The organism is Microbacterium sp. NPDC057407, from assembly GCF_042803895.1.
Classification (GTDB): domain Bacteria; phylum Actinomycetota; class Actinomycetes; order Actinomycetales; family Microbacteriaceae; genus Microbacterium.
The window spans coordinates 1-21,261 of the sequence record NZ_JBHVCA010000006.1 but is presented as its reverse complement, the minus strand read 5'-3'; the positions used below and the strand labels follow the sequence as shown (position 1 = coordinate 21,261).

General features: G+C 70.5%; 19 protein-coding genes. 17 read left to right on the top strand and 2 right to left on the bottom strand.

Annotation, left to right across the window (positions count from 1 at the left end):
- The first annotated feature begins 71 nt into the window (after positions 1–71).
- From ACFUTX_RS14435 to argH, 15 genes are all read left to right on the top strand, one after another.
- Positions 72–869, top strand: a complete 798-nt coding sequence (locus ACFUTX_RS14435; RefSeq protein ID WP_378866056.1) for a TrmH family RNA methyltransferase — start codon at positions 72–74, stop codon at positions 867–869.
- A 156-nt stretch (positions 870–1,025) separates the two neighbouring features.
- Positions 1,026–1,754: an amino acid ABC transporter ATP-binding protein gene (locus tag ACFUTX_RS14430; RefSeq protein WP_378866453.1), complete on the top strand. Its 729-nt coding sequence runs from the start codon at positions 1,026–1,028 to the stop codon at positions 1,752–1,754.
- A gap of 122 nt (positions 1,755–1,876) precedes the next feature.
- On the top strand, positions 1,877–2,779 hold the full coding sequence (locus ACFUTX_RS14425; protein ID WP_378866052.1) for a glutamate ABC transporter substrate-binding protein: 903 nt from the start codon (positions 1,877–1,879) through the stop codon (positions 2,777–2,779).
- Positions 2,780–2,845: 66 nt separating this feature from the next.
- Positions 2,846–3,502: an amino acid ABC transporter permease gene (locus ACFUTX_RS14420; protein ID WP_378866050.1), complete on the top strand. Its 657-nt coding sequence runs from the start codon at positions 2,846–2,848 to the stop codon at positions 3,500–3,502.
- Positions 3,502–4,416, top strand: a complete 915-nt coding sequence (locus ACFUTX_RS14415) for an amino acid ABC transporter permease (RefSeq protein WP_378866047.1) — start codon at positions 3,502–3,504, stop codon at positions 4,414–4,416. Before ACFUTX_RS14420 ends, ACFUTX_RS14415 begins: the two co-directional genes overlap by 1 nt.
- An 81-nt stretch (positions 4,417–4,497) precedes the next feature.
- Positions 4,498–5,538: a phenylalanine--tRNA ligase subunit alpha gene (gene pheS / locus ACFUTX_RS14410; protein ID WP_378866450.1), complete on the top strand. Its 1,041-nt coding sequence runs from the start codon at positions 4,498–4,500 to the stop codon at positions 5,536–5,538.
- Positions 5,538–8,084, top strand: a complete 2,547-nt coding sequence (gene pheT / locus ACFUTX_RS14405; RefSeq protein WP_378866045.1) for a phenylalanine--tRNA ligase subunit beta — start codon at positions 5,538–5,540, stop codon at positions 8,082–8,084. Before pheS ends, pheT begins: the two co-directional genes overlap by 1 nt.
- A gap of 39 nt (positions 8,085–8,123) precedes the next feature.
- Entirely contained in the window at positions 8,124–9,101 is a 978-nt protein-coding gene (locus tag ACFUTX_RS14400) for an NAD-dependent epimerase/dehydratase family protein (RefSeq protein ID WP_378866042.1), read from the top strand.
- 219 nt (positions 9,102–9,320) lie between these two features.
- Complete coding sequence (gene argC, locus ACFUTX_RS14395) at positions 9,321–10,385, top strand: N-acetyl-gamma-glutamyl-phosphate reductase (protein ID WP_378866039.1); 1,065 nt, start codon at positions 9,321–9,323, stop codon at positions 10,383–10,385.
- A complete protein-coding gene (gene argJ, locus ACFUTX_RS14390; protein WP_378866036.1) occupies positions 10,382–11,539 on the top strand; it encodes a bifunctional glutamate N-acetyltransferase/amino-acid acetyltransferase ArgJ in 1,158 nt (385 codons plus the stop codon). Before argC ends, argJ begins: the two co-directional genes overlap by 4 nt.
- Positions 11,536–12,435, top strand: coding sequence for an acetylglutamate kinase (gene argB / locus ACFUTX_RS14385; RefSeq protein WP_378866034.1), 900 nt, complete (start codon positions 11,536–11,538; stop codon positions 12,433–12,435). The genes argJ and argB overlap by 4 nt, the downstream gene beginning before the upstream one ends.
- Positions 12,432–13,646 carry an acetylornithine transaminase gene (locus ACFUTX_RS14380; RefSeq protein WP_378866031.1) on the top strand — a complete coding sequence of 405 codons (1,215 nt, stop codon included), beginning with the start codon at positions 12,432–12,434 and terminating at the stop codon, positions 13,644–13,646. Before argB ends, ACFUTX_RS14380 begins: the two co-directional genes overlap by 4 nt.
- Positions 13,643–14,566 (top strand): ornithine carbamoyltransferase, encoded by a 924-nt coding sequence (gene argF, locus ACFUTX_RS14375; protein WP_378866028.1) that lies wholly within the window; start codon positions 13,643–13,645, stop codon positions 14,564–14,566. The genes ACFUTX_RS14380 and argF overlap by 4 nt, the downstream gene beginning before the upstream one ends.
- An 11-nt stretch (positions 14,567–14,577) precedes the next feature.
- A complete protein-coding gene (locus ACFUTX_RS14370) occupies positions 14,578–15,702 on the top strand; it encodes a heparan-alpha-glucosaminide N-acetyltransferase domain-containing protein (RefSeq protein WP_378866025.1) in 1,125 nt (374 codons plus the stop codon).
- Positions 15,699–17,129, top strand: a complete 1,431-nt coding sequence (gene argH, locus ACFUTX_RS14365; protein WP_378866022.1) for an argininosuccinate lyase — start codon at positions 15,699–15,701, stop codon at positions 17,127–17,129. The genes ACFUTX_RS14370 and argH overlap by 4 nt, the downstream gene beginning before the upstream one ends.
- Before the next feature lie 21 nt (positions 17,130–17,150).
- Here argH and ACFUTX_RS14360 read toward each other — a convergent pair whose 3' ends face one another.
- Both ACFUTX_RS14360 and ACFUTX_RS14355 read right to left on the bottom strand, forming a co-directional pair.
- Complete coding sequence (locus ACFUTX_RS14360; protein ID WP_378866019.1) at positions 17,151–17,747, bottom strand: hypothetical protein; 597 nt, start codon at positions 17,745–17,747, stop codon at positions 17,151–17,153.
- 37 nt (positions 17,748–17,784) lie between these two features.
- Positions 17,785–18,387: a DNA-binding protein gene (locus tag ACFUTX_RS14355; protein ID WP_378866016.1), complete on the bottom strand. Its 603-nt coding sequence runs from the start codon at positions 18,385–18,387 to the stop codon at positions 17,785–17,787.
- Between the two features lie 285 nt (positions 18,388–18,672).
- Between ACFUTX_RS14355 and tyrS the strand changes: the two genes are divergently transcribed.
- Complete coding sequence (gene tyrS / locus ACFUTX_RS14350) at positions 18,673–19,977, top strand: tyrosine--tRNA ligase (RefSeq protein WP_378866013.1); 1,305 nt, start codon at positions 18,673–18,675, stop codon at positions 19,975–19,977.
- 54 nt (positions 19,978–20,031) lie between these two features.
- Positions 20,032–20,871, top strand: a complete 840-nt coding sequence (locus ACFUTX_RS14345; protein WP_378866010.1) for a DUF4184 family protein — start codon at positions 20,032–20,034, stop codon at positions 20,869–20,871.
- The last annotated feature ends 390 nt before the right edge of the window (positions 20,872–21,261 follow it).

Here is a 21,261-nt window from a genome sequence, read left to right as displayed (position 1 = left end):
GCGGACGGATGCTTCGGCCGCCGCGGGCGCTCCGCGCGTGTCTCGAGCCGCATCGACCCTATGCTGAGTGCGTGCTCGAGAACCCCCGCTCTCCGCGAGTTCGCGCCGTCGCGAAGCTGACGAAGAGAAGCGCCCGCCAGGAGACCGGACTGTTCCTCCTGGAGGGCCCGCAGGCGGCGCGTGAGGCCCTGGCCCACCGGCCCGACACGCTCGTCGAGATGTTCGCGACCCCTACGGCGCTGGAGCGCCACGCCGACGTGCGCGAAGCCGCCCGGGATGCGGCCGTCGAGGTCGTCTTCACCACGGAGGCCGTGCTCGACTCCATGGCCGACACGGTCACCCCCCAGGGGATCGTCGCCGTGGCGCGACAGGCGCCGACGTCGGTGCGCGACGTGTTCGCGGCATCCCCTCGTCTCGTGGCCATCTGCGAGGAGGTGCGGGATCCGGGGAATCTGGGCACCATCATCCGCGCGGCCGACGCCGCCGGCGCCGACGCGGTGGTGCTCACCGGCCGCACCGTCGACCCGTACAACCCGAAGGTCGTGCGCGCGACCACCGGGTCGCTCTTCCATGTGCCGGTCGCGGTCGGCGTCGACCTCGCCACCGCCGTCGAGCGGGCGCATGCGGCGGGAGTGAGGGTCATCGCGGCCGACGTCGCGGGCGGCGACTTCCTCGCCTCGCGCGACCTCCTCTCAGAGCCGACGGCGTGGCTGTTCGGCAACGAGGCCCGAGGGCTCGACGAGGAGGCGCTCGCGCTCGCCGACCTCTCGCTGCGCCTGCCGATCTACGGCGCGGCGGAGTCGCTCAACCTCGCGACGGCGGCGAGCGTCTGCATGTACGAGACGGCCTTCGCGCAGCGTGCCGGCTGACCGGTTCATCCGGCGATCACCCGCTGTTACAACACGGTTAAGACCCGCGCCAGGGCCTGGTCGATGCTCACCGCGTCGCCATAGGGTGGCGGTATGACGACGCCCGATGAAAGCGCGTCGAGAACGTCGAACATCAACGTCCGCCGCGGTGATCCTCTGGTCGACATCACGGGAGTGCAGAAGCACTACGGCGACTTCCAGGCTCTCAAGGACATCGACCTCACGGTCAACCGCGGCGAGGTCGTGGTGGTCATCGGCCCCTCCGGATCGGGCAAGTCCACCCTCTGCCGAACGATCAACCGCCTCGAGACGATCACCAGCGGAACGATCACGATCGACGGCAAAGAGCTGCCCAAGGAGGGCAAGGAGCTCGCGGCGCTGCGCGCGGACGTCGGCATGGTCTTCCAGTCCTTCAACCTCTTCGCGCACCTCTCGATCCTCGACAACGTCACCCTCGGCCCCCTCAAGGTCAAGGGCATGAAGAAGGGCGACGCCGAGAAGCTCGGCCGCGATCTGCTGGATCGCGTGGGCGTGGGACACCAGGCCGGCAAGCTCCCCGCTCAGCTGTCGGGCGGCCAGCAGCAGCGCGTCGCGATCGCCCGGGCGCTTGCCATGCAGCCGAAGGTCATGCTGTTCGACGAGCCGACGAGCGCGCTCGACCCGGAGATGATCAACGAGGTCCTCGACGTGATGGTGGGGCTCGCCCAGGACGGCATGACGATGATCGTCGTCACCCACGAGATGGGCTTTGCCCGCAAGGCCGCCGACCGCGTCGTGTTCATGGCCGATGGGCAGATCGTCGAGCAGGCGACGCCGGAGGAGTTCTTCACCAACCCGCGCAGCGACCGCGCCAAGGACTTCCTGTCCAAGCTCCTGACCCACTGACGACGGTCAGGCCCGCCACCGAGGAGGACGATTCCGAGCAGCACAACCCCCTTCATCGACGCCCGCACGGACCCGAAACGTCGGACATACGGAACCAGCACGCACAGCAACCAGGAGAAGACATGCGTAAATCACGGATCATCACGGGCATCGGCATCTCGGCCATCGCCATGCTCGCGCTCACCGCCTGCAACAGCGGCACGCCCGGCGCGGACCCCAGCGGCGGCGGCGACGACATGAGCAGCGAGGGGCTGTGGGAGGTCGCGTCCGACGTCTCGCTCGAGGGCAGCCCGACCTTCGATGCGATCACCGAGCGCGGCGGCGTCGTCGTCGGCGTCAAGAACGACCAGCCGGGACTGGGAATGGAAGATCCCACGACCGGTGAGCGCTCCGGGTTCGACGTCGACATCGCCCGGTGGATCGCGGCATCGCTCGGCTACGACCAGGACCAGATCGAATACGTTACGATCCCGTCGGCGAACCGCGAGCAGGCCATCGTCAACGGCGACATCGACTACTACGTCGGCACGTACTCGATCACCGACGACCGCAAGGAGCAGATCGACTTCGCCGGCCCGTACTTCATCACCGGGCAGGGCCTGCTGGTCGCCGCCGACAACGACGACATCAACGGACCCGACGACCTCGAGGGCAAGATCGTCTGCTCGGTCACGGGGTCCACGCCGCTGCAGCGCATCCGCGACGAGTACAACCCCGGCGACACCGTCGAGTACGACACCTACTCGCAGTGCGTCGAGCAGCTCAAGGCGGGGTCGGTCGACGCCATCACGACCGATGAGGCCATCCTCGCCGGCTATGTCGCGCAAGACCCCGACAACCTGAAGATCGCCGGCGAGCCCTTCAGCGAGGAGCGCTATGGCGTCGGCCTCGCCAAGGGCGACAGCGCGCTCCAGGAGCACATCAACACGCTCTTCACCGACGGTGGCGACGTGTGGACGGCGCTCTTCGAGCAGTACCTGGCCCCGGCGGGGATCACCGGCACCCAGCCGGCCGTCGACGAGTGATCCGTTCCCGGGGGTGGCGCGGGCCGCCCCCGGGACCTCTCACCCTCTCAGCGCTAAGGAGGACGCGTGGGCGTCATCACCGACAACCTCGACCTGTGGGTCGAGACCCTCGTCGGCACGTTGATCCTGTTCTTCGCGGGCGGGCTGCTCGCGCTGATCCTGGGGACGATCGTCGGTGCGATGCGGGTGTCGCCGATCCCTGTCGCCCGAGCAGTGGGTGCTCTCTACGTGAACACGATCAGGAACACGCCGCTCACCCTCGTGTTCTTCGCCTTCGCCTTCGCGCTGCCGCCGCTGCTGGGGCTTCGCCTCACGGCGCCGGTCTCGCTGACCCTCGCGATCTGCGCGCTCGGCATCTACACCGCCACCTACGTCGCCGAGACCATCCGGTCCGGCATCAACACGGTGCCCGTGGGCCAGGCCGAGGCGGCGCGGGCGCTCGGCCTCACCTTCGGGCAGGTCATGACGCTCGTCGTCATGCCGCAGGCGTTCCGGTCGGTCATCCCGCCCATGATGAGCGTCTTCATCGCCTTGCTGAAGAACACCACCGTGGCCGCAGGGTTCTCCGTGGTGAACCTCGGATCGATGCGCAACTACCTGAGCGAGCGCGGTGAGAACCAGTTCGTCGTCATCCTGTGGGTGATGGCGATCTTCGTCGCCATGGTGCTCCTCCTCTCGTGGGCCCAGCGCTCCCTCGAGAACCGATGGAAGGTGGCCCGCTGATGAGCTCGGTCCTCTACGACGTCCCGGGTCCCCGCGCCATCACGCGCAACCGCGTGCTCGGCGTCCTGACGATCCTCGTCGTCGCCGCGATCGTCGGCTTCTTCGTGTGGCGCCTCGCGGTCACCGGGCAGTTCTCGGCCGAGAAGTGGGCCGCGTTCACGTACACCAACGTCTGGATCCAGCTGGGGCTGGCGACGCTGCGCACGCTCGCCGCCTTTATCGTCGCGGCGATCGGCGCGCTGATCCTCGGGTTCGTGCTCGCGATCGGACGGATGTCTGACCACGCCTGGATCCGCATTCCGGTCGGTGCCGTGGTCGAGGTGCTACGCGCCATCCCGGTGCTGATCTTCATGTTCCTGCTCTACTACGGCCTCCCGGTGATCGGCATCCGGATGCCCTCGTACTGGGCCGTCGTGATCGCGCTCATCGCCTACAACGGGTCGGTGCTGGCCGAGGTGATCCGCGCCGGGGTGGAGTCGCTCCCGCGCGGCCAGAAGGAGGCCGGCTACGCGATCGGACTGCGCAAGGCGGGGGTCATGCGGCTCGTCCTGCTCCCGCAGGCCATCCGCGCCATGATGCCGGTCATCATCGCCCAGCTCGTGGTGACCCTGAAGGACACCGCGCTCGGGTTCATCATCACCTACCCCGAGCTGCTGTTCTATGCCCGATTCCTCGGATCGCAGGCCGTGCTCGACTCGCCGATCGTCCCGGCCACGATCGTCGTGGGTGCGATCTACATCGCGCTCTGTCTGATCCTGTCGCTCGTGGCCAACACGGTCGAGAAGCGACTGCGCCGCTCGGGGAAGACCGGCCGCGTGGCTGCTGCGGAGCAGCCGGTGCAGGAGATCACCGATACCGAGCTGATCGTCGCGCAGCGCGCGGCGGGGAGGTACGGGCAGAGCGGGGGAGCCTGACCCGACGGCCGCTGTCGACGTGGTCCGGAGCAGGCGAGGCATCCGCTCTCGGTAGACTCTCTCTTCGTGTCTGACGTACCACTGAACCCGTCCGCGGAGATCACCGCTGAGGCGGTGGAATCGGCGGTGCAGGCGGCGCTCGACGCCGTGGCCGCAGCGGGTGACACCGCGGCGCTGAAGGCCGCTCGCGCCGCGCACACCGCCGAAGGCTCGCCGCTCGCTCGGCTGAACGCGCGGCTCCGCGATGTGCCGAACGAGAAGAAGGCCGAGTTCGGCAAGCTCGTGGGCCAGGCCCGCGGCCGCGTCACGCAGGCGTTCGCGTCGCGCGAGCAGGAGCTCGCCGAGGCCGAGACCGCGGCCCGCCTGGAGGCGGAGAGGGTGGACGTCACGGCCCTCGCCCAGCGGGCCCGCGTAGGGGCGCGCCATCCGATCTCCCTCCTCCAGGACCAGATTTCCGACATCTTCGTCGGCATGGGGTGGGAGATCGCAGAGGGGCCCGAGCTCGAGCACGAGTGGTTCAACTTCGACGCTCTCAACTTCGACGAAGACCACCCGGCCCGGCAGATGCAGGACACGTTCTTCGTCGACCCCGTCGAACGGCACCTCGTGATGCGCACCCACACGAGCCCGGTCCAGGTCCGCTCGATGCTCGAGCGCGATCTGCCGCTGTACGTGCTGTGCCCCGGGCGGGTGTACCGCACCGACGAGTTCGACGCGACGCATCTGCCCGTCTTCACCCAGTTCGAGGGCATCGTCGTCGACAAGGGCATCACGATGGCGCACCTGAAGGGCACGCTCGACCACGCCGCGAAGGTGCTGTTCGGGGCCGAGGCGAAGACCCGGTTCCGGGCGAACTACTTCCCGTTCACGGAGCCCTCCGCAGAACTCGACCTGTGGCATCCCACCTTCAAGGGCGGGGCGCGGTGGATCGAGTGGGGCGGCTGCGGGATGATCAACCCCAACGTCCTGCGCGCGGCCGGGATCGACCCGGAGGAGTATTCGGGCTTCGCCTTCGGCATGGGCGTCGAGCGCACCCTCATGTTCCGCAGCGACGTCCACGACATGCGCGACATGGCCGAGGGCGATGTGCGCTTCAGCGAGCAGTTCGGAATGGTGGTCTGATGCGCGTCCCGCTCTCGTGGCTCCGCGAATTCGTCGACGTCCCGCACGACGCCACGGCCGAGGACGTCCTGGCCGCCCTGGTGTCGGTCGGCTTCGAAGAGGAGGACGTCTTCCGCTTCGACCTGGAGGGCCCCATCGTCGTCGGCGAGGTGCTCGATTTCGTCGAGGAGCCGCAGTCCAACGGCAAGACGATCCGGTGGTGCCAGGTGCGCGTCGCGCCCGAAGGTGAGAAGGCGGCCGACGGCGGGGACGCCGTGCACGGCATCGTCTGCGGCGCCCGCAACTTCTTCGTCGGCGACAAGGTCGTGGTGACGCTTCCCGGATCGGTGCTGCCCGGGCCGTTCCCGATCGCCGCGCGCAAGACCTACGGACACGTGTCCGACGGCATGATCGCCTCGGCGAAGGAGCTCGGACTCGGCGACGAGCACAGCGGCATCCTCCGGCTGGTCGAGCTCGGCCTCGACGCACCCGTCGGCACCGACGCGATCGCCCTGCTCGGGCTCGACGACGTCGCGGTCGACATCAACGTCACGCCCGACCGGGGCTACGCCCTCTCCATCCGCGGCGTCGCGCGAGAGTACTCCCACGCGACGGGCGCGGCCTTCCGCGACCCCGGCCTGCGCGCGTGGGAGGACCTGCACCAGCCCACCGGGGGCTTCCCGGTCGCCGTCGACGATCGTGCGCCCATCCGCGGCCGCGTGGGGGCGTCGGAGTTCGTCGCCCGGATCGTGCGCGACGTCGATCCCACGAAGCCGACCCCGGCGTGGATGGTGGCGCGGCTGACGCTGGCCGGCATCCGCTCGCTCGGCATCCTCATCGACATCACCAACTACGTCATGGTGGAGCTCGGCCAGCCGATCCACGGCTACGACCTCGACAAGCTCCAGGGCGGGATCACCGTCCGCCGCGCACACGCCGGCGAGAAGCTCGAGACCCTCGACGGCAAGATCCGCACCCTGAGCCCTGAAGACCTCCTCATCACCGACGAGTCGGGGCCGATCGGCCTGGCCGGCGTCATGGGCGGCGGCACGACCGAGATGACCCAGGCGACCCGCAACGTCCTCATCGAGGCCGCGACGTTCGACACGGTGTCGATTGCGCGCACGGCACGGCGCCACAAGCTTCCCAGTGAGGCCTCGCGCCGGTTCGAACGGGGCGTCGACCCGCTGATCCCCTTCGTCGCGGCGGAACGCGTCGCCGAGCTCATGGTCGAGTACGCGGGCGGCACCCTCGACGTCGAGACGGGCGGCGCGCTGTTCGCGGCCGTCGAGCAGCGCGCGATCGGGCTGCCGAAGGATTTCGTGCCGGCTCTGATCGGGGTGCCCTACACCGAGGGCGAGATCGTCGCGGCGCTCGAGATGATCGGCGCCGAGGTGAGCGAGAGCGGCGCCGCATCGGAAGAGTCGCAGTGGTGGGTCACACCGCCGTCGTGGCGCCCCGACCTCACCGACAAGTGGACGCTGGCCGAGGAGGTCGCCCGCATCGAGGGCTACGACCGCATCCCCTCGGTGCTGCCGCTGCCCCCGTCGGGACGCGGGCTCACGTCCGCGCAGCAGGGTCGCCGCCGCGTCGCGAACGCCCTCGCCGCGGCGGGCTTCGTCGAGACGCCGTCGTTCCCCTTCACCACCGAAGAGCACAACGACCTCCACGGCTCGGCCTCGGGCGAGCACCTCCCGAGCGTCAAGCTGGCCAATCCTCTCGACGGCCAGGCCCCGTTCCTGCGCCGCTCGCTCGTGCCGAACCTGCTCCAGGTGGCCCACCGCAACGTCTCGCGCGGCTTCACCGACCTCGCACTGTTCGAGGCGGGGGCGGTGTTCCTGCCGAAGGCGGGCGTGCGCTACGGCACGTCCCACGTGCCGCCGCTGGCGGTGCGACCGGATGCCTCGACCCTCGCCGAGCTCGACGCGTCGATCCCTCCGCAGCCGCGGCACGTCGCCGTGCTGCTGACGGGCAACGTCGTCGCGAAGCAGCCCGGGGTCGCGCCGCTGGCCGCCGGTCTGGCCGACGCCGTGGACGCGGTCCGAACGATCGCCGCGGCTGCGGGGGTCAGGATCGACGTCGCCCAGGGCCGCCGCGCCGCGCTCCATCCCGGCCGCACCGGGGTGCTGTCGGTCGCCGGCACCGAGGTGGGCTACGTGGGCGAGCTCCTGCCGACCGTGGCGGAGGCATCCGATCTCGCGGGGCGGGTCGTCGTGGCCGAGCTGAACCTCGACCTCGTCCTCTCGCTCGCGGGCGAGAAGGTCGTCGCAGGCTCGCTGTCGGGGTATCCGGCAGCGACCCAGGACGTCTCGCTCGTCGTCGGCGCCGACATCCCGGCCGCCGAGGTGCGGTCGGCGCTTCAGGACGGCGCGGGCGAGCTGCTGGAGTCTCTGCGGCTGGTCGATGACTACCGTGGACAGGGCGTGCCGGAGGGCTCGAAGAGCCTGACGTTCGCGCTCCGGTTCCGGGCTGCCGATCGCACGCTGACCGCGGCGGAGGCCACGGAGGCGAAGCTCGCCGGTGTGGCCGTCGCGGCGGAGCGCTTCGGAGCCACCCTGCGCGAGTAGTCCCGAGACCTCGCAGCGACGTTCTGGTTGGCTGGACGCATGACCGACGTACTGGTGCTGGGTGGAACGGGCTGGCTGAGCGGACGGATCGCCGAGCGCTGGGCGGATGCCGGGGCATCCGTCACCTGTCTCGCGCGGGGCGGACGCCCGGCGCCCTACGGGACGACCCTCGCGCCCGCGGATCGCGATGCGTCGGCGCCCTATGACCAGGTGTCGGGGCGGGACTGGGACGAAGTGGTCGACATCTCGTCGAATCCGGTGCATGTCGCGGCGGCCGTCGATGCGCTCGGCGGCCGCGCGAAGCACTGGACGTACATCTCCACCGTGTCGGTGTACGCCGCGAACGACCGTCCCGGCGAGGACGAGTCGGCTGAGCTCCTCGCGCCACTCGGCCCCGACGACGAAGCGGACTACGGCCGCGCGAAGGCGGCGGCCGAGGCATCCGTCCGCGTGGGACTCGGGCACCGCGCCGCGGTGGTCCGCCCGGGGCTCATCGTGGGCCCGGGCGACCCGACGGACCGGTTCGGCTACTGGGTCGGCCGGTTCGCGCTCGCCGCAGACGGCGATGTCCTCGTCCCGCCGGGCCACGGGCTGGGGGCGCAGGTCATCGACGTGGACGACCTGGCCGACTTCGTCGCGGCCATCGGGCGGGAACGCTGGACGGGCGTCGCCAACGCGGTAGGAGATCCGCTCCCGCTCGATGCGCTGCTGCGGGAGGCGGCGACGGCGGCCGGATTCGCCGGACGTCAGCGCTCGGCGGATGCCGGCTGGCTGGCGGAGCACGGCGTCGCCTACTGGATGGGCCCGCGGTCGCTGCCGCTGTGGCTCCCGGCCGACATGCCGGGGTTCTGGACGCGCTCGAACGCCGTCTACCGACTTCTCGGCGGCAGGCTGCGGCCCATCGGTGAGACGCTCCGACGGACCCTCGACGACGAGCGGTCGCGGGGCCTGGATCGGGACCGCCGCGCCGGCCTCTCCCGGCCCGACGAGTTGGCGCTGCTGGCGCAGCTGGCGTAGCGCGCCGCCGCCGGATTTGCGGATGCCGCGACCCTGCGGCTATCGTCGCGGCATGCCTTCGGCGCCCCAGGGAACACTGACGCTCGTCTCGAGCGCTTCTCCTGCGCGCCGACGCCGTCTGGGCGAGCGCCGACTCTAGGCGACCCCGCACGCGGTCTGTCGTGGACCCTCGGGCGTCGCCGTCTCCGGCTCCCGCACCCAGACTCTAAGGTGGAATCCATGACATATTCGGTCGCCGTCTCCGGCGCATCCGGCTATGCGGGCGGCGAGATCCTGCGGATCCTCGCCGCGCATCCCGACGTCGAGATCCGCACCGTCACCGCGCACTCCAACGCGGGGCAGCCGCTCATCCAGCACCAGCCGCATCTGCGCTCGCTCGCCCACCTGACACTGGCCGAGACCACGCCCGAGGTGCTCGCCGGTCACGACATCGTCTTCCTCGCCCTTCCGCATGGTCAGTCCGGGCAGTACACGGACGCCCTCCGGGACACGCCGCTGGTGATCGACGCCGGCGCCGACCACCGGCTCGAGTCGGTGGCCGATTGGGATCGCTTCTACGGCGGCTCTTTCCACGAACCGTGGGCCTACGGCGTCCCCGAGCTCCCCGTCGGCGGGTCGAAGCAGCGCGAGCGGCTGGTCGGCGCCGCTCGCATCGCCGCCCCGGGCTGCAACGCCTCGACCGTGTCGCTGTCGCTCGCGCCGGGCGTCGCGGCGGGCGTCATCGACCCGTCCGACATCGTCACCGTCCTCGCGGTCGGCCCGTCGGGTGCCGGGAAGAGCCTGAAGACCAACCTCCTGGCGAGCGAGATCCTCGGCAGCGCCAACCCCTACGCCGTCGGCGGCACGCACCGGCACGTCCCCGAGATCCGCCAGGCGCTCGCCGCCGCGCGGCCGTCGTCTGCGGGAGGCGCCGACGAAGGCATCCGCATCTCGTTCACGCCGGTGCTCGTCCCGATGTCGAGGGGAATCCTCGCCACGTCGACCGCGCCCCTCGCCCCCGGCGTCTCCGACGAAGAGGTGCGGGCGGCGTGGGAGACCGCCTACGGCGACGAGACCTTCGTGCAGCTGCTGCCCGAGGGCCAGTTCCCGCGCACCGCCGACGTCATCGGCGCCAACACCGCGCTGATGGGCCTGGCGATCGATCGCGCCGCCGGGCGCGTGGTCGTGGTGGCGGCGCTCGACAACCTCACCAAGGGAACAGCGGGAGCGGCCGTGCAGTCCATGAACATCGCGCTCGGCCTCGCCGAGGGGACCGCGCTCGCCGTGAACGGGGTCGCGCCGTGAGCGTCACCGTGCCGGCGGGCTTCGAGGCAGCCGGGGTGGCCGCGGGGTTGAAGTCGACGGGCAAGCCCGACGTGGCCGTCGTCGTCAACCGCGGGCCGCTGAAGGTGGGAGCCGCCGTCTTCACCAGCAACCGGGCCAAGGCCAATCCCATCATCTGGTCCGAAGAGGCGGTGCGCGACGGCGTCGTCGAGGCGGTGGTCCTCAACTCCGGTGGTGCGAACTGCTTCACCGGGTCGTTCGGGTTCCAGACGACCCACCAGACCGCCGAGAAGGCGGCCGCCCTGCTCGACGTGGGCGCCGGCGACGTGCTGGTGTGCTCGACCGGGCTGATCGGCACGGGCGACGAGGTCTTCCGGGCCAAGGTTCTCGCCGGGACCGAGCAGGCGATCGCCGAGCTGTCGGCCGATGGGGGAGAAGCCGCGTCCCTCGCGATCATGACGACCGACTCCCGACCCAAGCGGTCGAGCCTCTCGCGCGACGGATGGTCCATCGGCGCGATGGCGAAGGGCGCCGGGATGCTGGCGCCCGGCCTGGCGACCATGCTCGTGGTGATCACCACCGACGCGGTGCTCGACGCCGCGCAGGCCGACGCGGCCCTGCGATCGGCCACCGCGCGCACCTTCGACCGGCTCGACTCCGACGGCTGCATGTCGACCAACGACCAGGTGACGCTCCTCGTGAGCGGAGCCTCCGGCATCGCGCCCGACCCGGCCGAGTTCGCCGCTGCGCTCGCCGAGGTCAGCCGCGATCTCGCCGTGCAGCTGCAGTCCGACGCCGAAGGCGCCAGCCACGACATCACCATCCGGGTGGTGAACGCGGCGTCCGAGCAGGATGCCGTCGACGTGGGGCGCTCGGTCGCCCGCAACAACCTCTTCAAGGCGGCCATCTTCGGCAACGATCCCAACTGGGGCCGGGTGCTCGCCGCGATCGGCACGACCGACGCCGCCTTCGATCCCTACGACGTGGACGTCTGGATGAACGGCGTCAGGGTGTGCTCGGCCGGTGGCCCCGATGCTCCGCGCGAAGCGGTCGACCTCACGCCGCGTGCGACCGACCTCGTCATCGACCTCAAGGTCGGCGGCGAGTCCGCCACGATCCTCACGAACGACCTCACGCACGACTACGTCCACGAGAACAGCGCGTACTCCTCATGACTCAGATCCAGGACACCGATCCCGACGAGGCCAGCCTCAAGGCGGCGACGCTCATCGAGTCGCTGCCGTGGCTCCAGCGCTTCAGCGAACAGATCGTCGTCATCAAGTACGGCGGCAACGCGATGGTCTCCGACGAGCTGCAGGACGCGTTCGCCGCCGACATCGCCTACCTGCGCTACGTCGGGGTCAAGCCGGTCGTCGTGCACGGCGGGGGCCCGCAGATCTCGTCGATGCTCGACCGTCTGGCCATCCCCAGCGAGTTCAAGGGCGGGTACCGCGTGACCTCCACCGAGGCGATCTCGGTCGTCCGCATGGTGCTCACGGGTCAGATCAACCCGCAGCTGGTGGCCAAGATCAACGCCCACGGGCCCCACGCCGCCGGGCTCAGCGGCGAGGATGCGGGACTCTTCGGCGGCCGCCGCCGCGGTGTGGTGATCGAGGGGGTCGAGCACGACCTCGGCCGGGTCGGCGACGTCGTCGAGGTGGATCCGCAGCCGGTGCTCGACCAGCTCGCCGCGGGCAGGATCCCGGTCGTCTCGAGCATCGCACCCGACCTCGACCATCCCGGACACAGTCTGAACGTGAACGCGGATGCCGCGGCATCCGCCCTCGCCGTCGCCCTGGGCGCCGCGAAGCTCGTCGTCCTCACCGACGTGCCCGGGCTGTACGCCGACTGGCCCCGCCGCGACTCCCTCGTGTCGCACCTCACCTCGACCGAGCTGAAGGCGATGCTGCCCTCGCTCGAGTCCGGGATGATCCCGAAGATGCAGGCGTGCCTCGAAGCCGTCGAGGGCGGCGTCGAGACGGCCGCGATCATCGACGGACGCGTGCCGCACTCGGTGCTCGTGGAGATCTTCACCAGCAAGGGAATCGGAACAGAGGTGGTGCTCGGATGACGTGGCAGGAAGACGCCGGACGAGACCTCGTCCGCAGCTTCGGCGACCGGATGGCGATGTTCGTGCGCGGCGAAGGCTCGTACCTCTGGGACGCCGACGACAAGCGCTACCTCGACTTCCTCGCGGGCATCGCGGTCGACTCGCTCGGACACGCGCATCCGGTCTTCGTGGGGGCTCTCGCCGACCAGGCCGCGACCCTCGCGCACGTGTCGAACTACTTCGCCACGCCGCCGCAGCTCGAGCTCGCGGCCCGGCTGAAGCGGCTCGCGGGAACCGGGCCCACGGGCCGGGTGTACTTCGGCAACTCCGGGGCCGAGGCCAACGAGGCGGCGTTCAAGCTGGCACGACTGCACGGCGGCGCCGACCGTCCTCGCATCCTCGCCCTCACGGACGCGTTCCACGGCCGCACCATGGGCACCCTCGCGCTCACCGGCAAGCCGTACATGCAGGAGCCTTTCCTTCCGATGACCCCTGGTGTGGAGTTCATCGACTCCACCGTCGAGGCACTGGAAGCGGCGATCGACGATCGCGTCGCGGCGCTGTTCGTCGAGCCGGTGAAGGGAGAGGCCGGCGTCATCGAGCTGCCGGACGGGTACCTCGAGGCGGCACGGGAGATCACCGCACGCCACGGCGCGCTGCTCATCGTCGACGAGATCCAGACGGGTGCGGGACGGACGGGGGAGTGGTTCGCGTTCCAGCACAGCGGCATCACCCCCGACGCGATCACCGTGGCCAAGGGGATCGGCGGGGGATTCCCCATCGGTGCGCTCATCACATTCGGCGCGGCGAGCGATCTCTTCTACCCGGGGACGCACGGCTCGACCTTCGGCGGCAACGCGCTGGGAACGGCGGTCGCCGGTGCGGTGCTCGGCGAGATCGAGCGCGCCGACCTGGTGCGGAACGCCGCCGAGCGGGGTACGCAGCTGCGCGCAGCGATCCTGGGGATCGACTCCGCTCTCGTGGTCGGCGTGCGCGGCCGCGGGCTCCTCATCGGCGTCGCCCTCGCCCACCCCGTCGCGAAAGCGGTCGTGGCGGCCGCGCAGGAGCACGGCCTGGTCGTCAACGCTCCGAACGACGAGACCATCCGGCTGGTCCCCGCTCTCACGATCGGCGACGTCGAAGTCGACGAGTTCGTCGAGCTGTTCACCGCCGCACTGCGGACGGTCGAGGACGCCCTGCTGCTCGAGACTCCCACGGAGGTCCCCGCATGACCCGCCATCTGCTGCGTGACGACGACCTGACGCAGGCCGAACAGGACGAGATCCTCGACCTGGCGGTCGCGCTCAAGAAGGATCGCTGGAAGCTCCGTCCGCTCGAGGGACCTCAGACCGTGGCGGTGATCTTCGACAAGTCGTCGACCCGCACCCGCGTGTCCTTCGCGGTGGGCATCGCCGATCTCGGGGGGTCCCCGCTGATCATCTCGACGGCGAACAGCCAGCTCGGCGGCAAGGAGACGCCATCCGACACCGCGCGGGTGCTCGAGCGTCAGGTCGCGGCGATCGTGTGGCGCACGTATGCGCAGGCAGGGCTGGAGGAGATGGCGGAGGGCACGCGGGTTCCCGTCGTCAACGCCCTCAGCGACGACTTCCACCCGTGCCAGCTCCTGGCCGATCTGCTGACGATCCGCGAGCACAAGGGACGGCTGGCGGGTCTCACGCTGGCGTTCTTCGGCGACGGGATGTCGAACATGGCGCACTCGTACGTGCTGGCCGGTGTCACGGCCGGCATGCACGTGCGCGTCGCGTCGCCCGAGTCCTACGCTCCCCGCGACGACGTGATCGCGGACGCCGACCGGCGGGCGGCCGAGACGGGGGGATCCGTCACCCTCTACACCGACCCCAATGAGGCGGCCGCGGGGGCGGATGTCGTCGTGACCGACACCTGGGTGTCGATGGGCAAAGAGGAGGAGAAGCTCGCGCGGCTCCGCGACCTGGGCTCGTACAAGGTGACGCAGGAGCTCATGTCGCTCGCCGAGGACGACGCGATCTTCATCCACTGCCTTCCCGCCGACCGTGGCTACGAGGTCGACGCGGAAGTCATCGACGGCCCGCAGAGCGTGGTCTGGGACGAGGCCGAGAACCGCCTCCACGCTCAGAAGGCGCTCCTGGTCTGGCTGCTGCGGCAGGGCTGAAGCGGGCTCCCGTGGCCGATGCGCAGGGCAGGACGTGGCTCGCCACGCGGTGGCTGCGCCTCAACGGCCCGGATCGGGTCGCCGGCGTCGACCTCGCCCGCGGGCTCGCGGTGCTGGGCATGTTCGCGGCCCACCTGCTGTGGATCCGGGATCCGTTCCGCTGGGGCGAGCCCTCGACGTGGATCGCGGTGGTCGACGGCCGCTCGTCGATCCTGTTCGCGACGCTCGCCGGGGTGTCGATCGGACTCGCCACCGGGGGCGGCACACCCGTGCGGGGGGAGCGCCTCCGCGTCGCCCGCATTCGCCTGGGGGTGCGTGCGGCCATCCTGTGGGTTCTCGGCGTCGCGCTCATCCTCACGGGCGTTCCGGTCTACGTGATCCTCCCGGCCTATGCCCTGCTCTTCCTTCTCGCACTGCCGCTGCTGTCCCTGAGTGCTCGATCGCTCCTCATGCTGGCGGCGGTGCTCGCGCTCGTGATGCCGTTCGCGCAGGTGGCCCTCGACGAGCTGCCGCTGTGGCGGTCGCCTCTCGGCGAAGCGCTCTCGCTGGCGCTCGGATGGCACTATCCCTTCACCACGTGGATCGCGTTCCTCGTCGCGGGCCTGGGCGTCGCCCGTGCGGGCGTCTCCCGGCTCCCGGTACAGGTCGGCGCGCTGGCGATCGGCAGCGCTCTCGCTGCCGTCGCATACGGACTGGATGCCGCATCCGGCCTCACCGCCGGAGACGAGAGCTCGTCCTACGGCGGTGCGCTGTGGACCGCCCGGGCCCACTCCAGCGGACTGCTGGAAGTCATTGGGTCGGGCGGGTTCGCGCTGGCCGTCATCGGTGCGAGCCTGCTGGCATGCCGGACTGCCGTCCGATGGGTGGTGCTTCCCCTGCGGGCGGTGGGCGCGATGCCGCTGACGGCGTACATCGGTCAGCTCATCGTGTGGGCCGCGGTGGCGACGGCGGTGCTGGGAGCGCCGGGAGATCTGGCCGGCTTCCGCGACCTCGAGCCGTTCTGGCCGCTCGTGGGCGGAACCGTCGTCGCGTGCACGGCGTGGGCGCTGCTGATCGGCCGGGGGCCCTTCGAATGGCTGGTCGATCGCAGCAGCCGCCTCGTCGCCGACGCGAGCGCGGATAGGCTGGTCCGATGAGCGAGAGCAAGGGCGAGGGAACCAATGAGGGCGCGCTGTGGGGGGCGCGATTCGCGACCGGACCGTCGCCGGAGCTCGCCGAGCTGAGCCGATCGACGCACTTCGACTGGGACCTGGCGCTCTATGACATCGCGGGCTCCCACGCGCACGCGAAGGCGCTCGCCGCGGCGGGATACCTCACCGCCGACGAGGAGCGGGCGATGCACGACGGGCTCGACGATCTCTCACGCGCGGTCGTGGACGGGACGCTTCGCCCGGCGCCGGCCGACGAGGACGTGCACGGCGCGCTCGAGCAGGCCCTCATCCGGATCGTCGGGCCGGAGCTGGGCGGCAAGCTCCGCGCCGGACGCAGCCGCAACGACCAGATCGCGACGCTCGTGCGCATGTACCTGCTCGACCACAGCCGCACGATCGCCCGCGAGCTCCTTCGCCTGGTCGATGCGCTCGTCTCGCAGGCCGAAGCCAACCCCGATGCCGTCATGCCCGGCCGCACTCACCTGCAGCATGCGCAACCCGTGCTGCTCGCCCACCACCTGCAGGCCCACGCCTGGCCGCTCGTCAGAGATCTCGAGCGGCTGCGCGACTGGAGCGCGCGTGCCGAGGTCTCGCCCTACGGCGGCGGAGCGCTCGCGGGTTCGACGCTGGGACTCGATCCGCAGCTCGTCGCGAGCGAGCTCGGACTCGCACGTCCCGCCGAGAACTCGCTCGACGGCACCGCCGCCCGCGACGTCGTGGCCGAGTTCGCCTTCATCGCGGCGATGATCGGCGTGGACGTCTCGCGATTCGCCGAGGAGATCATCCTGTGGAACACACGGGAGTTCGGGTTCGTGACGCTCGACGACGGGTACTCCACGGGTTCGAGCATCATGCCGCAGAAGAAGAACCCCGACATCGCCGAGCTGGCCCGCGGGAAGGCGGGAAGGCTGATCGGCAACCTGACCGGCCTCCTGGCGACGCTCAAGGCTCTGCCCCTGGCGTACAACCGCGATCTTCAGGAAGACAAAGAGCCGGTGTTCGACTCGGTGCGCACCCTCGAGACCGTGCTGCCTGCCTTCGCCGGAATGGTGGCGACGCTCCGCTTCGACACCGAGCGGATGGCGCAGTCCGCCCCGGAGGGCTTCTCGCTCGCGACCGATGTGGCCGAATGGCTCGTGAAGCGAGGCATCCCGTTCCGTGACGCGCACGAGATCTCCGGGCGCCTCGTCCGTGTGTGCGAGTCGCAGGGGATCGAGCTGCACGAGGTGTCGGACGGTCAGCTGGCCGAGGTCTCTCCCGCTCTCACGCCCGACGTGCGCGAGGTGCTCACCGTCGAGGGATCGGTCGCCAGTCGCGCGGGCTCGGGCGGCACGGCCCCGGTGCGGGTGGCCGAGCAGCGCGCCGACCTCGTCGAGCGCGTGCAGGCCGCGGCTCACGCTCTCGGGCTCTGATTCCGGCCGCCAGCCTGGTGCTCACCAGATGGCGAGCCGCACCACCCCGCCGATGGCGCAGGCCCAGAGCAGGCTCGCGAGCGTTCCGATGATGAATCGCTCGCGTGCTTCGGCCGAGGCGAGTTCGGAGAAGCGCCCGACGCCCTTGATCGCCACGACGACGGCGATGGCCTCGGGGTAGCCGACGATGATGGCGATGGCGACCGCGAGTCGCTCGAGGTAGCCGATCGTGGTGCCGCCGCGGAGCACCTCCCGTTCGGGGGCGTCGTCGGGGACGATCCCCGGGACCGCCGCCGGTCGCAGCATGATCCCTCCGTGCGCGCCTTCGGGAACGGTACCGTGCGTCGCGACGTCGAGCACGCGGCGCGTCACCGGGCTCCCGCCGACCGCGGCCAGAGACACCCCGAGCAGGGCGATCACGACGGCAGCGGGAAGGGGCACGTTCACCGGGACGACGACGACCACCAGCAGCGAGAGGAGTACGAGTCCGCCGGCGATCAGAAGCGGAATCTCCCGCGGCCGTTTCGTCGTGACGATCACGAGCACGAGCGCGATGCAGAGCGTCGCGAGCAGGAGCAGCGCCATTCCGAGCGGGTGGAGGCTGGTCGGGACGATCATGCGGCTCAGTCTCGCACGGGGTGGTGGGCGTGCGGAGTCATGCCCCGACCTCGCCCGGCCCTTCGCCGTCGGCGCGGCCCAGCAGCCGGTGCAGCGCGGGGATCGCGGCCTCTTCGGTTCGGATGCCCGCATTCCGCACGCGCAGGCTGACGGCTCCCTCGGTGATGCTCAAGCGCGCGGCGGCTTCTCGTTGGGTGAGTCCCTCCGCGAGGAGGTCGTAGATCTCCCATCCTTCGACCGTCCGCCGGTCGCGCAGCTCGACGAGCAGACGCAGGAGCGCCTCGGCGTCGGCGCCGCCCTCGCCGCCGGTGATGGCGAGTCGGGTGGGCGTCCGCTTGGCTCGTTCCACCGCGTCGCGAGCGTTCACGAAGGCGGTGCCGCGCCCGGCCCGAACCTGCGCGGGCAGCGGTTCTTCTACCGGTCCGACTCCGACGCCCACGCTCCAGCTGCCGGCCCGCGTGAGGTCGAGCACGACATCGAGGACGGCAGCCGGGTCGGGTAGTGCGACCTGCAGCTCGTCGCCGGCGGTCCGTTCCGGAGCGAGGGTGAGCCTCGTGCCGGCAGCCTCGGCGACCGCCGCGATGCCCTCGGGGACCAAGTCGGAGCGCGTGCGGCTGCCGCGCTGGTCGGCGGTGATCACGAACACAGCGTCGCCTTTAGCCTCGGATCTAACATTCGGAAAGTTTAGCCTGCGGTCCCCCCGCACGTAAAGCTCCCAGGCTAAATCCTCGACGGTTTAGCCCCGAGACATATGCAACGTGTGCTTCCCGCGAGCCACGCCGCGGGCGACATGCCACGCGCGCTCTCACCGGACCAGCTCGCGCGCCTCGACGCAGCGGCGTGACGGGAGGGACGGCGGATGCCTCGTCCCCGGGCGTCCGGCGGCGGCCGCGGCATCCGTGCGCCCGCTGATAGCCTGAAGCGCGTGTCTGAAACCGTCGTGAGCGCGTCAGCGCCCGCCAACGACCCGACCTTCGACAACGTCTGGGACGAGATCGTGTGGCGGGGGCTCGTGCATGTGTCCACCGACCAGGACGCGCTGCGCGCCCTGCTGGCCGATGGCCCGATCACGTACTACTGCGGATTCGACCCGACCGCTCCCAGCCTGCACTTGGGCAATCTCGTGCAGCTCCTCACGATGCGTCGCCTGCAGCTGGCCGGCCACCGGCCGCTCGGCCTCGTCGGCGGCTCGACGGGCCTCATCGGCGACCCCCGGCCGTCCGCGGAGCGCACGCTCAACACGCGCGAGACCGTCGCCGAATGGGTCGATCGCCTCCGTTCGCAGGTCGAGCGCTTCCTCAGCTTCGAGGGCGACAACGCGGCGCGCATCGTCAACAACCTGGACTGGACCGCGCCGTTGAGCGCCATCGACTTCCTCCGCGAGATCGGCAAGCACTACCGCGTCGGCACCATGCTCAAGAAAGACGCGGTGGCCGCGCGCCTCAACTCCGAGGCCGGCATCAGCTACACGGAGTTCAGCTACCAGATCCTCCAGGGCATGGACTACCTCGAGCTGTACCGCCAGTACGGCTGCGTGCTGCAGACGGGCGGCAGCGACCAGTGGGGCAACCTCACCAGCGGCACCGACCTCATCCATCGCGTCGAGGGCGTCTCCGTGCACGCGATCGGCACTCCGCTCATCACGAACAGCGACGGCACGAAGTTCGGCAAGAGCGAGGGCAACGCCATCTGGCTCGACCCCGACATGTGCAGCCCGTACCGCATGTACCAGTTCTGGCTCAACACCGACGACGCCGACGTGATCTCGCGGCTGAAGGTGTTCACGTTCCTCACACGCGCCGAGATCGAGGAGTACGAGCGCCTGGTGGCCAGCGAGCCGTTCCGCCGGGCCGCTCAGCGACGGCTGGCGCTCGAAGTCACGAGCTTCGTTCACGGACCGGATGCCGCGGCCGCCGTGGTCGCGGCCTCCGAGGCGCTCTTCGGTCACGGCGATCTCACTGCGCTCGATGCCGAGACGCTCGGGCATGCGCTGGCCGAACTCCCGCATGCGACCGTGGGTCGGGGCACCCCCGTCGTGCAGGCCCTCGTCGAGACGGGACTCGTGACGAGCCTCTCGGAGGCCCGCCGTTCGATCGCGCAGGGCGGTGTCTCGCTCGACGGGGTCAAGGTCGACGACGAGGCGGCGACGGTGACGGGCAGCCTGCCGGGCGGCGTGTCGGTGCTTCGGCGCGGCAAGAAGACCCTCGCCGGACTGTACGTCGGCTCCTGAGCGCGGCGACCTCCGACAGCTCGTGACCGCCCGGACCTGAAGCGCGAGAGTCGTATGCCGTTCACTCCGAGTCACGCCGTGGTGGCGCTGCCCTTCGTGCGCACTCCGCTCGTCCCGGCGGCCATCGCCGTCGGCGCCATGGCCCCCGACCTGCCCCTTTTCGTACGGTTCCTTCCGCTCGGCTACGGGCTCACCCACGATGTGGCGTGGCTCGGTGCCACCACCGTTCTCGCGCTCGTGCTGCTGCTCGTGTGGCGGACCCTCCTGCGCCCCGCGATCCGCGAGCTGTCACCCCGCGCGCTGGCGGAGAGGCTGCCCGTCGAATGGGATGCCGGCGCTCCGGCGGCGTTTCGCGAGACCTTCGCCGTCCTCCCGGCGGCGGGTCTGGCATCGCAGCGGTGGCGGGTGTCGTGGGGAGGGCTCGTCCTTCTCGCGGTGTCCCTGGCGCTCGGCGTGGTGAGTCACATCGTCTGGGACCTCTTCACCCACGAGGGACGGTGGGGAGTCGCCGCGATTCCGGCGCTCGCCGAGGAATGGGGCGCTCTACCGGGGTACAAATGGCTCCAGCACGGGTCCTCCGTGATCGGGCTCGCCGTCCTCGGCGTCTGGATGATGGTCTGGTTGTCCCGGCGCGACGCCACGGGGCAGGTCGCGCGCGTTCTCCCCCACGGCGTGCGCTGGGCGTGGTGGGCGTCCTTGCCGGTGGTCCTCCTCGTCGCCTGGGCGGGCGGGCTGGCCGTCCTCGGGCCGATCGATTCCGACTTCACCGTCGCTCATCTCGCCTACCGCGTGCTCCCTCCCGCCTGCGCGGCATGGGGACTGGCCACCGCGGTGCTGTGCGCCGCGGTGCAGCGGCGGCGCACAGCGCGCGCGAACGTCTCAACGCGCAGCTGACACTTTTCGGTGGGGCGATCCCGCCGCGTTGGGGCGGCACACTGCGCGACACGCCCGGGATGCTGCCTCGATTGGACGGCGGGGCGCCCGACACGTAATGTTCTTGTTGTTCGCCCCAAAGGGAAGAGCGGAGAGGCCGAAGGCCCCGCCCCCTCAAGCGGAAAACACCTCACCGACACCTCTTCGGAGGACTGGCTCTCGGGCCCGGTGGGAGATCCTCCTCGGAGGCGCGGTCGATGACCGCGGCATCGGGTCGACGACCTGGATGCCGCCGATTTGACGAGCGGGCCGAGGTCGGATAAGATTGTGAAGTTGCCCTGCTGTGCTGGCCTGTGTGGTTGGTGGGTGGGTGCGTCCGATCCTTGAGAACTCAACAGCGTGCACTTGTCA